This is a genomic window from Mucilaginibacter pineti (genome assembly GCF_900101875.1).
In the GTDB taxonomy this organism is placed as follows: domain Bacteria; phylum Bacteroidota; class Bacteroidia; order Sphingobacteriales; family Sphingobacteriaceae; genus Mucilaginibacter; species Mucilaginibacter pineti.
In genome coordinates this window covers 20,011-32,215 of sequence record NZ_FNAI01000020.1, presented here as the reverse complement: position 1 = coordinate 32,215, position 12,205 = coordinate 20,011, and the positions used below count along the sequence as shown (strand labels likewise).

Here is a 12,205-nt window from a genome sequence, read left to right as displayed (position 1 = left end):
AAATTAAAAAAAGTTCGTTAGGCTATTTTTATAAAATTCTGTTTTAAATTTATATCCTATTGCAAAATAGAAAAACAATCCAGATCATATTTTATCAATCGGTTTCCGCCTGGCTTTTCCGGATGACCTGAACTGGCTTGGCGTTAAGCCGGTGATGCTTTTAAACTGGGTAGATAAATGGGCGCTGCTGCTGTAGCCCATCTGGTAGGAGATCTCATTGAGGTTCAGTTCGCCGTATTCGAGTAGTTCCTTTATCTTTTCTACTTTCTGCCCAATTATAAACCGTTCAATGGTCATGTCTTGCGAGTTGGAGAATAAGCGGCTCAGATAAGTATAATCTTTTTCCAGCCGGGTTGCGATGACGTCAGAATAGGATGTTTTCAACTCAGACAGGTCAGAATAATGTACCAGTTCAATGACAATGTTTTTGATCGCTTCCACGGTTTTATCCGCTTCTTTGTTGATCAGTTCAAAACCCGGAACTTTTAGGGCGGCTGCAATCATTTGCAACTGTTCTTCATTGGGCTCAGGCGTGATCTCTGCATGCCCCAAAGCAATTTCTTTTACCGTAAATCCCAGGCCTTCCAGTTGCGGACGGATAATCATCATGCAACGGTCGCAAACCATGTTTTTAATATGAAGTATCATCTTTTTTAATTACGCTCTAAGTTACGCGATAGCTATCGCATTATAACCCTTTTGCTTCAGGGTGTCAATTACCTCGGCTGCTTTCAAGGTATCATCAGCCTTTACGGTTAAAACCTTATCGGGATTTGCGGTATCTATTTCCCAATGTTGAATATCTTTCATTCCGTTTAATACGGGTGTTACGGCAGCCACACAGCCACCGCAGTTAATATTAGTTTTAAATTTTAGCGTTTCCATGTTTATTTAATTTTAATTATTGATTACAAATCGAGTTTTGAAAATTTGAGCCTACAAACCCGATGCGGAATATATAAAAACATTATATAACCGCGGATCGGTTACAACCTACCTTAAAAGCAAAAACGAATTGCAATACATAGGTATGCCGGTGGGCGGCATTAATTGCGGTACGGTATATTTAGGGGGCGATGGCCGCTTATGGCTTTGGGATATCTTCAATAAAAACCAGGAAGGAATTGAGCCCAAAGTTGTTGAATGGGACAGAAACGGTAAGGGCATTAAGGAGAAAATTCGCTCGCGCGATGGGGCATGTTATGTACAGCCATCAAAAGATCTCCGCCCTATTGAACAGGGCTTCGCCATAAAGATCAACCACAAGGGAAATACAATTATAAAGCATTTTCATGCTGATGATTGGGAGGAGATAAAATTCGAGGCCACCTACCCTGTGGCTATTATTCATTATATAGATACAAAACTCCCGCTTGAAATTAAGCTTACTGCCTTTTCGCCTTTTATTCCTTTGGATGAGGACAATTCAAACATCCCGGTAACTGTCCAGTCGTTTGAGGTAAAAAATACCGGTACTGAGGTTGTAGAGATAGCTATAGCCGGCTGGCTTGAAAACGGAGTGAATAAATTTTCGGCAACAACTGCTGCCGATGGCAAAAGAACAAATACGGTTATAAATTATGCAGATCATATAGCTGTATCATCAACCTTTAGTCCGGCCGATCCAACAAAATACCACGAGGCAGGCGATACAGGTTCCATGTGCTTATCATTCATTGGTGGCAATGCTATCGGTATTCCCTCTTTTCAGCTTCCGGTTACGGCAGCATCATTTAGTCCAAATCACGAGGAAAAAGTCACAGTTAATGCCGACGAAAAACTAACGGGTGCTGTAATTTCTACGCACAAAATATCGCCGGGAAAAACTGTCCAGCAAAATTTCGCAATAAGCTGGCATTTCCCAAATGTGGGCAAGCGGATTGATGTGCCCGATGCCAAAACCGGCCATTATTATATTAATAAATTTTCGGATGCATTGGCAGTAGCAACTTATGTAGCTGCTGATTACTCAAAGCTATCATCACAAACATTATTGTGGCGAGATACCTGGTACAACTCCAGTTTACCATGGTGGTTTCAGGAACGCACGTTTTCAAATATTTCGGCACTGGCTACCACAACATCCCACCGTTTTAAAACCGGGCGTTCATGGGCATGGGAAGGCGTTGGTGCCTGCGAGGGTAATTGTACCCATGTATGGCATTACGCGCAGGCTATTGGGAGGATATTCCCGGGTATTGAGCGGGATAACCGCCAGCGGGTAGATCTGGGCATTTCATTGCAGGATGATGGCAGCATCTGGTTCAGGGGCGAGTATGATAAACGGCCTGCCATTGACGGACAGGCAGGCCGGGTTTTAGGTTGCCTGCGCGAACACCAGATGAGCGCCGATAACACTTTCTTAAAAACTAATTGGCCCAATATTAAAAAAGCTACGCAATTCATTATTAACCAGGATAAGAACGGCGACGGCATGACCGATACGCCTTTGGAAAACACGCTGGATGCCGTTTGGGACGGAGAAATTGCCTGGATAGTTGGCCTGTGCATTGCCGCCGTAAAAGCAGGTGGTTTAATGGCGACAGAAATGAATGATACCGCCTTTGCTGCCCGCTGTAATGATTACGCGGCAAAAGGCATCAAAAACATGGACGAAAGTCTGTTTAATGGCGAATACTACATCCACCGTCCGGATGCCGTGAAGGGGCGAAAAGAAATTGGTTCCTACAACACCTGCCATATAGACCAGGTATTGGGGCAAAGCTGGGCATGGCAATTAGGCATCGGCCGCATAAACGAAAAGGAGAAAACACTAAGTGCTTTAAAGGCGCTTTGGAAATATAATTTTATGCAGGATGTTGGTCCGTTTATAAAGCAACATACCGGCTGGCGACCCTATGCCCTAAATGGCGAGGGCGGCATGGTAATGAATACCAACCCCAAAAATGAGCCAAAGCCTTACGGCGAAGCAGATGCCTGGCAACTGGGTTATTTTTATGAGTGCATGAGCGGTTTTGAACACCAGGTAGCCAGTCACCTGATGGCCGAGGGCTTAACTGATGAAGCCCTGACCCTAACAAAGGCCATACATGACAGGTATCATGCCTACAAACGCAACCCGTTTAATGAAATTGAATGCAGCGACCACTACGGCCGCGCAATGGCCAGCTACGGCACATTCATTACCGCCTGCGGGTTTGAATACCACGGCCCCAATGGATCTATCCGCTTCGCGCCAAAATGCCATAAGGAAAATTTTAAGGCCCCCTTTACCACAGCGCAGGGCTGGGGTACCTATTCGCAAAAACAAACAGGCAGTAAGCAGGAGCATCATTTTCAAATAAAATACGGCTCCCTGCAATTGCAAAAGATCAGCCTCGAAAAATTGGATGGCGAAAAGGCAAGCCAGCTTTCGGTAACTATGAACAGGCATAAGATCCCGTTCAATTTTCAGCAGCAGGATACAACGCTTTTGATAACATTCCTAAAGCCGGTGACCATACCCGCTAACGCTTCTTTAATTGTTTCAACTTAATCGCTATGTTTCAGATAGATCTTTCAGGAAAAACAGTTTTAATAACTGGCGCGGCAGCCGGCATTGGCTTGGGTGTTGCGAAAATGTTTGCCACAGCCGGGGCCAATATTGCAGGCTGCGGATTGGAGCAAAGTACCCCCGAGTTTACACAGGCTGCGCAGGAAAATAATGTAAAAGCGTTTTATGAACCCTGCGATGTTACCAGTAAAAATGATTTGAATCGGTTTGTTAAAAACACCATCAACCTATTTGGCGGCATTGATATTTTGATAACCAATGCAGGTAGAAATATTTTTGAAGGGGTAGAAAATTGTGACGATGAACAGTGGTCGCGAAATATGCAATTAAACCTTGAATCGCACTGGCAAATAGCAAAGCTTTGCAAACCATATCTTGAGAAAAATGGCGGTGTAATTATAATTATCACATCTAACCATGCCTACGCCACCATTCCCGGTTGTTTTCCATATAATGTTACCAAAACGGCATTAACCGGCTTGGTAAAAAGTTTAGCTATTGAATGGGGACCGCACATTCGTACGGTGGGTATCGCACCTGGATTTATTGATACCGATGGTAACCAAAAGTGGTTTGATTCCTTTACCGATCCTGCAGCTGAACGGCAACGGACAATCGACAGCCATCCGGTAAAACGCTTAGGCACACCGCAGGAGATTGGCGGCTGGTGTGTGTTCTTAGCCAGTGAATACACGGCCTTTGCCTCCGGCAGTACCTACCTAATCGACGGCGGCAAAAGCGCTTTACTGCAGGACAATCAGGGCTAATTTAATACTACATCAATGAAAACATGGCACGCAGAAGTTTTATCTGAAACCAAATTGCTTTTAGGCGAAGGCGCCTATTGGCATAATGAATGGGGGAAATTTTTGTTTATAGATATAAAAGGCAAACGTGTTGGAGCGATTGACCCAACTACCAAAGAAATAAACATCCGGGAACTGAATAGTATCCCAGGCATGGTTGGCCATATTGGTGGCACCAAACTTTTTATTGCCACACAGGGTAAAATTGAGGAGATGGACTTTGAAACAGGCGAAAGGCAATTACTTGTTGAAATGGAACCCGAAAAGCCTGAAAACCGTTGTAACGATGGTGCCTGTGACGGAATGGGGCGATTATGGATAGGTACTATGAATGTTAACGCCCAGGCTCATGAAGGAGCATTATATTGTTTTGACGGCAGTTTGAAAAAGGCAATTGACGAAACAAGTGTATCTAACGGCATTTGCTGGACAAAAGATCACCAAACAATGTATCATACCGATTCATTTGAATACAACATAAAAGTGTATGATTTTGATCTGCAAAACGGCCATATTTCTAACGGGCGTATAGCTGTTGAATTTACAAAAGGCACAGGTATTATGCCGGATGGGATGTGTATAGACGAGGACGGAATGTTATGGGTTGCCATTTGGGGAGGAGGATGCGTTAACCGTTATAATCCGTTAAGCGGCGAATTGACAGGCAAGGTAACGGTAGCGGCCCCGCATGTTACCTCATGTGCATTTGGAGGAAGTGGCCTGAAACAATTGCTAATTACAACTGCAATAGATGGATTGACGAAGGATCAATTAAAACAGTTCCCATATAGTGGTTCGCTTTTTACTGTTAATTTGGATGTATCGGGTCTGCTGCCAAATAATTTAAAAAAGTAAACCTCACGAATAATTCTTACGATTCCCCATAAAGGCGCAAACTGCCCACCAAAATGTCGTGTACACACCTTATCAACACGGTTAAGGTTAACTACCTTTACTCGTGTTAGTTTAAAATAAACAACGATAAACCACTAAACAAAAATGGAAATAACAGTTGAAACAACCATAAACCTCCCTGTAGATACAGTTTGGAAACTTTGGACAACGGAGGTTGATGTTAAGCAATGGAACAAACCTTCAGATGATTGGCACACAACAAAAGCCAATGTCGACTTTAAAGAGGGTGGTAAATTTTTACTGAGAATGGAGTTAAAAAATGGCCAGGGCGGATTCGACCATGCCGGGGTATATAACAAGATCATTGTAGACAATTTGATCGATTATACCGGCGTCGACGGAAGAAGATCAACTGTAACTTTTATTGCCGATGGAGAGAGAACCCGCCTAACAGAAACATTTCAACCCGAAGAACAAACGCCATTAGATGTGCAGCGGGCCTTTTGCCAGGGCGTATTGAACAATTTTAAAACATATGCCGAAACAAAACAGCGTTAACTGATTTGTTTCGGCATATAAATATTACGCCTCCTCGCCTTGCGCTTCTTTTTGTTCCTGGCGGTTATCCTTCATGGTTTCGTCATGTTCTTTTTTCAGGTCTTTTAGGCTTTCGTTCATTTCTTTGCGTGCCTCGCGCTTTTCTTTGGCATCATCGTACTGGCCGTTTTTATATTCGGCAATGATCCTTTTACGTTCTTCATCGTAGGTCATTTTTTCGGCAAACATGCTCATATCATATTGTAGCTGTGCCTGCAGTTTATTGAACCGGGCTTGATTTTTTACAACCAGTTCAGGATCGGGATTTTCCAACACCTGTATCACCAGTTCGGTTATCGATTTATAGAACTTTTTGGTGGTGGATGCCAATTCGCCCGTCATATTCTTCCCATTAATTGTTGAAACCGGGGCAATTCCATTCATTACCTTATTTGAATTTTTAAACGCCGTCAGCAAGCTATCGCGGGTTTGTTTGGGCAGGTTTTGCAGTAGCGAAAAATTTTGAAAGTTGATCTCGGGTGATGATTTTACCTCCTGGGCAAATGAGAAAGTTAAACCTGACAGCAGGATAAGCAGGGTAGCAAGTAGTTTTTTCATGATAGGTTACTTAGGAATAATAAGGTTAATAATCTTACTTAAAAACAGCATCATCGCCGCTTTTTAGTAGGATTAAATTGCAGTAAGAAGGTTTAATGATTCTCCAAAATAATTCTACAATCCCTAATTCCTATCTCAGCGTAGCGTAATTGTAAAACTGTAGTTTACCCGTGCCTTGTACGTTGATGGTTTTGGTTTCGATAGCACCTTGCGCATTGGTGAGCTTTATACTTACCTGGTTATCCCCTTTTTGCAGCGGTATGCGGGCATAAGAAATATAAGCCGGCAGGGTTTGCCAGTTGCGGGTATCTGCTTTTTCGGAGAGTAAACTGTAAAGCTGCAGGCCATAACCCAGCCCCTCGAGCAGGCCATTGGTTTTACCATTACTCTCCGCAGCCGCGCGTACCGAGTATTCGGCTATTTTTTTTACGGCTAACCGCGACAGTACTTTGCCCATTTCCTTTAGCATCCGTTGCTGCAAGGTTTTAAATGCCAGTTCATTGATATCCTCGGCTTTTACAAAAGGTATTTGCGTATTGTTGCTGATAATGCTGGCACTTGAATAGTAAGGCGTTTGGGCCACATACTTAGGGAACGCGGCGCGCAGGCTTTCAACAGATTTGGTATTTACTTTGCTCCTGTCGCCATTATAATCAAAGGGGATAACAAGGCCGCCAGCGGCGTCTGTAAAAAACAAATTACCGTCGCTATTTCTTATGAGGCTAAAAAACAGATCTACCTGGGTTTTAACCGGGGCGAGGCCATTTTCCCAAAAAAATATCAAGTCGCCGCCTTCTGATGGTTTGGTTGGTTGATAGTTGATGCCAAAAGTTGTTTCAAATTGATCTGCCTCGGTAGTAAACCCGTTCAGTTGCGCGGTGCGGATAACATCCTGCTGCAAACCAAGCGGCATAGGGGTTCCGTAATATGTTTTATCGGGACTTTTCAGGTAGATCTCCGCCGCATTACGGTAGGAGATAAAAGCATTGTTAACATCGTTATTGCTTTCGTAAAGCATCCCCTGCAGCATCAGCGAAAACGCGTCATTGGAGTAACGACTATCCTTATTATTAAATTTATCGCCCTGTGTATTTGCTTGCAGGGTTATACGGCGGGCCTCAACAATGGCATCCTCGGTTTTGTGCAGGTACAGGTAATTAAGTGCCTTATAATAATGGATCATGAACTTCTCAAAATCCTCGCCCTTGTACCTTTGCGACATAGAGTTAAGCAGCACCCCTACGGCTTCGTCTGATGCGCTGGTTAAGCCCTGGTCAAGCAGTTGATCGGCCTCATTAAAATACTTGTTGCTGTTTTCATACTCGCCCCTCAGGTGGCTGATGCGCCCCTTTTCCATGAGGTATAATAGCTTGTTGCGTGGCTTTTGTATCAGGCTGTTTTTATCCAGATCTTTTTCGGCCTGCGCGTAATTTGCAGTCGAAACACTCTTATAATAAGGCGCTATGCTTTGATTATAGGTAGAGCAACCCAATAAAAAAAGCATCAGCCCGATAACAGATGATGCCCGGAAAATATGCGTACGTATGTTTATCATTATAAAATGCAAACCACCCATAACATGGTTTAATCATGTTATGGGTAATGAGAATTACCGGCTTAGTTTTTTACGAATTTGGCTATCTTCTTTTCCCCTATCCATACAACTTCATTTGTTTGGATATTGGTAAGCTCGAGATTTACCTGGTAATAAACTACTTTTTGGCGTTTATGCGCATCAACAATTGAATTTATTGAGCCTTGCAATATAAAATCGGCACCGTTTTCCAAACCAAATTTTTTAATGCTGGATACGGATGCGTTGGTTTGCTGATCGGCTTTTTCAGCACGTAACTCTTCGCGTTTTTTGCCGCCCTGTACCAAGCGTACTTTTTGCGATTGGATGAAAGCGCTTTCAATATCTGCTAAAAACGTTTCAGCATCAATATGTTCGTGGCTTTTATTTTGTACAAAACCTACAATAACTACCGGTTTTTTACCCTGGTGATCGTTCTGGTGATTTTCTATCCAGTTGGCGCCAAGTATTTTCCCTGTAAGTTCATCAGCAGCCATACGTGCGTCGCTGTTATTCCAGTTACCGCTTACATCAATAGTCTGGTCGGTACTTACACGTGATACCTGTCTTGTTGCACATGAGGTTATAAAAATTCCCGAAACTGCGATGGCAGCAACTGTTAAAATTCTATTAAATTTCATTTGAATGGTTGTTAATTATGATAGTTAGATTGTGTGCTTATTTATTTTACCAGCCGAAACCAATGCCAACGCTTGTACGACCTCCCCAACGGCCTCCGCGGCCCCAGTTGCCATAGCCGTAGCCAAAATTACTGTATGGATAGGATGAGTAACCACCATACAAACTCCACGACGGCGAATAATCATAACCGTTAAGGCGTTCCTGGTGCCTCCACTCGCGGTTTTGTCTGCGGCGCTCCAGCTTTGCCTCATACCAATCGTAAGCTTTATAGGTATCCTGTATGGTTGTACCATGTAAGCTGTTAAGGGTGTCGGCAACCTGCGCATATTTAGCCTGGCTTTCTACATAACGCGGGTTTTGATCTGGCGCTAAAGCGATATGCTGAGCTTTTACTATACTGCTATATAAGCTGCCGAAAAACATAAGGGTTATAATAATGATCTTCTTTTTCATCACTCTTAAATTTGATAGGTAAAGTTACGCAAATTGCTGTTGAATTATTATTCACTAACGCGTATATGAGCTAAATTATATATGCAGACATATTTTTTTACTTAACCATGAAATGAGTTGGTAATTACAGGATAATGGCGCAGGTTATTGCATACATATTCCTTGCTTTGGTAACATTCGTTATTCTGCCCTTAAGCTTTTAACGGGATTGATAATTGCCACTTTTACGCCTTGATAAACCACTGTTGAAAAAGCTATGATGACCGAAACAATACCTGTTATAACGAATATCCACCAGCTTATATTAACGTGATAAGGGTAGTTTTGCAGCCATTTATTCATGAGCCACCAGGCTATTGGCGATGCAACAACAAATGAAATGCATACCAGCACCAGGAAATCTTTTGTGAGCAGGGCTGTTATCCTTGCCACAGAGGCGCCAAGCACCTTGCGGATACCGATCTCTTTCACACGCCCTTCGGCCATGCAGGCGGCCAATGCAAACAAACCAAGGCAGGATATAAAAATGGTTAAGCCCGAAAACACGGCGGCAAGCACCCCGGTATTCTGTTCTTCCCTAAATTTAATTTTATAGGAATCGTCCAAAAACTTATAATTAAAGGGGTAATCGGGATTATATTTTTTTAATACAGCACCTATCTTACTTATGTTATCGGTTACCGAATTATTGGTGTTTAATTTTAAGGTAATGGTGCCAAATTGTTTATTTGCCCCCTGAATTACAGCGGGCATAGTTTGCATATATGGCCAGCCGGCTACAAAGTTTTTTACCACTCCTACAACATGAAAATTGCCTTGCCAATTTTTGATAATTTTACCAATGGGATTTGCAAATCCCATTGTTTTAGCGGCCTCTTCATTTAACAATACCGCAGCAGTATCGGTTGGGTAGCTGGCAACATCAATATCCCTCCCGGCAATTAAAGGCAAGCCCATTGTTTTAGTAAAGTTATTATCTGTTAAATAACCGGCAAAATCCGATCGTTTGTTTGGCGATTTCCCAGCCCATTCATAGTCACCATCTGTCCACACATCAATAATTGGCGAATTGGTGCGGGTAATATTATTTATAGCGCCGCTACTCAGCAATTCATTTTTTATAAGCGCGTAGTTTTTAGCAATGTTACCCTTCATATATACATAAACCAGGTTATCGGGATTGTAACCGGTATCGCGGTTTTGGCCATATTTAATTTGCCTGTATATAATGGTGGTACAAATTATAAAGGTAATGGCAAACGTAAACTGAAGTACAACCAATACCTTGCGCGGAGCAATAAGCGCATTGGCCGCTTTAAAAGTACCTTTAAGTACACTAACCGGCTTAAAAGACGACAAGTAGAAAGCAGGATAACTACCGGCAAGAATACCCGTGAATAATAAAAATCCAATACCCATGAGCCAGAAATAAAGATTACCAAAAGGTATCGCCAATTGGCTTTCTACAATTTCATTAAACCAGGGCAGGCATATTTGAACCAGCAACAACCCAATTGCACCCGCCGCAAACGCAATAAGTACCGATTCGCCGAGAAACTGTTTTATCAGCCAGCTTTTACCTGCCCCTGCTACTTTACGGATGCCTACTTCTTTTGCACGTTTCGTACTGCGGGCTGTGCCTAAGTTCATATAGTTGATGCAGGCAATGAGCATTATAAACGCTGCAATTAAACTAAACAACCGTACAACTTGTATTTGACCACCAGTAAACTTACCGTTCTCAAATTTCGAATACAGCCACCATTTACTCAGGGGGTGTACAATCACTTCGTTTTTTTTATCGCCGTTGTGCTGTTTGTAAACATCTTTAAAAATACGATTGGCCGTACTTTCTGTTGTACCGGGTTTAAGCATTACAACGGTTTGTACCGAATAAAAATCCCATTTCTGGTTTTCCCAGCCAACTTCTTTCATATAGTTCCAGGGCACCAGGTATTCAAAATGGAACTGGGTATTGTTTGGCAGATCTTTCATTACGCCGGTAACGGTAAAGTTTGCTGTACTATCCACCTTGATTACCTTGCCCATAGGGTCGGTATTGCCAAAAAGGCGGGTAGCCAGTTTTTCTGTTAGTACGATGGAATGAATGCCGTTTAACGCTGTGGAGGCGCTGCCTTTTAGTAATGGAAAACTAAATATTTTCAGAAATCCGGGATCGGTAATAAAACCCTGCGTTTCTATTTGTTTACTGGCTGTTTTTAATACAAATGCCCCTACCCAATTTATGCGCGCCATTTCCTGTACCTGGCTATAGTCAGCTTTTATGGCAGGGCCCATTGGCATGGGCGTATTGCCCCAGCACTCTAATTTACCGTTAACCATTGCGCGGTTAAATAACTGGTAAACCTGGTCTTTATTTTTATGAAACTGATCGTAACTCAACTGATTTTGCACCCATAGCAATATCATAATGGCGCTGGCAATCCCTACGGCCAAACCGGTAATATTGATAAAAGAAATGGTCATGTTGCGCTGCAGGTTACGCACGGCGATCTTCAAAAACTGACCGGCCATGGTAATCTCGCTCATGAACCCGCGCAAACGATTTGGATTGGTATTTTGCAGACTGAAAGTAGCTGAATTATAAGCAGCATGAGTCTTGACTTTTTGAGTATATGCTGCCGCAAGATGATTTTCAGCCCGAAAAGCGTCTGCTTCATCCAGGAGGGTATAAATATCAGTCCGGGTAACTTTGGGGTCGGCGTCCTGATACTCCATCAAAAAACCTTTTACATTAACATATACAGCAGGATACAGCGCAAGTAAAACATGCAGCTCCTTTATTTCGGCAAGCGACGCTTCACCCGAAATAAATTTTTCAACCAGATCCCATATATGTTCTTCCATGACAGGTTTTGATCACCTATTACTATTACTTTTTACCAGCACATCCCGAGCCAACAATTTAAGTAATTATTAATCAAATAATTACAATTAAAAATAACTTTTAAACTGTACGTTTCCGTACACTAAGTGTACGCCTGGCGACAGTTGTGGACGGCATTATATATTTAGCTACTAAAATAATTATATAAACAACTACTGCACAACATCTTTCAGCAAACGCAAGTACTTACAGATTATAAATTACAAAACACATTTGTTATAATAACAAATGTTAAGTATCATTAATAATTCTTAATAATTGTTAATAAATTAATAAGGAAACATCAAACCTACGTCTTT

At 42.3% G+C, this 12,205-nt stretch carries 11 protein-coding genes; 4 read left to right on the top strand and 7 right to left on the bottom strand.

Going from position 1 to position 12,205, the window contains the following annotated elements; all coding sequences use genetic code 11:
- Positions 1 to 84: 84 nt before the first annotated feature.
- The gene (locus BLS59_RS28040) at positions 85 to 648 is read right to left on the bottom strand and encodes a helix-turn-helix domain-containing protein (RefSeq protein WP_091156204.1); all 564 of its coding nucleotides are present in this window, start codon (positions 646 to 648) and stop codon (positions 85 to 87) included.
- A 21-nt stretch (positions 649 to 669) separates the two neighbouring features.
- Positions 670 to 885: a heavy-metal-associated domain-containing protein gene (locus BLS59_RS28035; RefSeq protein ID WP_091156201.1), complete on the bottom strand. Its 216-nt coding sequence runs from the start codon at positions 883 to 885 to the stop codon at positions 670 to 672.
- Between the two features lie 130 nt (positions 886 to 1,015).
- Between BLS59_RS28035 and BLS59_RS28030 the strand changes: the two genes are divergently transcribed.
- The 4 genes from BLS59_RS28030 (at position 1,016) to BLS59_RS28015 (ending at position 5,733) form a co-directional block, all read left to right on the top strand.
- Positions 1,016 to 3,496 (top strand): GH116 family glycosyl-hydrolase, encoded by a 2,481-nt coding sequence (locus BLS59_RS28030; RefSeq protein ID WP_205411371.1) that lies wholly within the window; start codon positions 1,016 to 1,018, stop codon positions 3,494 to 3,496.
- A 5-nt stretch (positions 3,497 to 3,501) separates the two neighbouring features.
- Positions 3,502 to 4,281, top strand: a complete 780-nt coding sequence (locus BLS59_RS28025) for an SDR family NAD(P)-dependent oxidoreductase (protein WP_091156194.1) — start codon at positions 3,502 to 3,504, stop codon at positions 4,279 to 4,281.
- Between the two features lie 15 nt (positions 4,282 to 4,296).
- Positions 4,297 to 5,175: an SMP-30/gluconolactonase/LRE family protein gene (locus BLS59_RS28020; protein ID WP_091156191.1), complete on the top strand. Its 879-nt coding sequence runs from the start codon at positions 4,297 to 4,299 to the stop codon at positions 5,173 to 5,175.
- 144 nt (positions 5,176 to 5,319) lie between these two features.
- A complete protein-coding gene (locus BLS59_RS28015; protein WP_091156188.1) occupies positions 5,320 to 5,733 on the top strand; it encodes an SRPBCC domain-containing protein in 414 nt (137 codons plus the stop codon).
- A 24-nt stretch (positions 5,734 to 5,757) separates the two neighbouring features.
- On the opposite strand, the gene BLS59_RS28010 is transcribed toward BLS59_RS28015, so the two are convergent.
- From BLS59_RS28010 to BLS59_RS27990, 5 genes are all read right to left on the bottom strand, one after another.
- A complete protein-coding gene (locus tag BLS59_RS28010; RefSeq protein ID WP_091156185.1) occupies positions 5,758 to 6,330 on the bottom strand; it encodes a hypothetical protein in 573 nt (190 codons plus the stop codon).
- A gap of 130 nt (positions 6,331 to 6,460) precedes the next feature.
- Positions 6,461 to 7,885, bottom strand: a complete 1,425-nt coding sequence (locus BLS59_RS28005) for a COG3014 family protein (protein ID WP_091156347.1) — start codon at positions 7,883 to 7,885, stop codon at positions 6,461 to 6,463.
- A gap of 62 nt (positions 7,886 to 7,947) precedes the next feature.
- Positions 7,948 to 8,544 carry a penicillin-binding protein activator LpoB gene (locus tag BLS59_RS28000; protein ID WP_091156182.1) on the bottom strand — a complete coding sequence of 199 codons (597 nt, stop codon included), beginning with the start codon at positions 8,542 to 8,544 and terminating at the stop codon, positions 7,948 to 7,950.
- A 46-nt stretch (positions 8,545 to 8,590) separates the two neighbouring features.
- On the bottom strand, positions 8,591 to 8,998 hold the full coding sequence (locus BLS59_RS27995; protein WP_091156179.1) for a hypothetical protein: 408 nt from the start codon (positions 8,996 to 8,998) through the stop codon (positions 8,591 to 8,593).
- Positions 8,999 to 9,178: 180 nt separating this feature from the next.
- A complete protein-coding gene (locus tag BLS59_RS27990; protein ID WP_240315363.1) occupies positions 9,179 to 11,866 on the bottom strand; it encodes an ABC transporter permease in 2,688 nt (895 codons plus the stop codon).
- Positions 11,867 to 12,205 lie beyond the last annotated feature (339 nt).

Coding starts and splice junctions, on each gene's coding strand:
- BLS59_RS28040 (WP_091156204.1), bottom strand. CDS start 648: ATGATACTTCATATTAAAAACATGGTTTGCGACCGTTGCATGATGATT.
- BLS59_RS28025 (WP_091156194.1), top strand. CDS start 3,502: ATGTTTCAGATAGATCTTTCAGGAAAAACAGTTTTAATAACTGGCGCG.
- BLS59_RS27995 (WP_091156179.1), bottom strand. CDS start 8,998: ATGAAAAAGAAGATCATTATTATAACCCTTATGTTTTTCGGCAGCTTA.
- BLS59_RS28005 (WP_091156347.1), bottom strand. CDS start 7,885: ATGATAAACATACGTACGCATATTTTCCGGGCATCATCTGTTATCGGG.
- BLS59_RS28010 (WP_091156185.1), bottom strand. CDS start 6,330: ATGAAAAAACTACTTGCTACCCTGCTTATCCTGCTGTCAGGTTTAACT.
- BLS59_RS28015 (WP_091156188.1), top strand. CDS start 5,320: ATGGAAATAACAGTTGAAACAACCATAAACCTCCCTGTAGATACAGTT.
- BLS59_RS28000 (WP_091156182.1), bottom strand. CDS start 8,544: ATGAAATTTAATAGAATTTTAACAGTTGCTGCCATCGCAGTTTCGGGA.
- BLS59_RS28020 (WP_091156191.1), top strand. CDS start 4,297: ATGAAAACATGGCACGCAGAAGTTTTATCTGAAACCAAATTGCTTTTA.
- BLS59_RS27990 (WP_240315363.1), bottom strand. CDS start 11,866: ATGGAAGAACATATATGGGATCTGGTTGAAAAATTTATTTCGGGTGAA.
- BLS59_RS28035 (WP_091156201.1), bottom strand. CDS start 885: ATGGAAACGCTAAAATTTAAAACTAATATTAACTGCGGTGGCTGTGTG.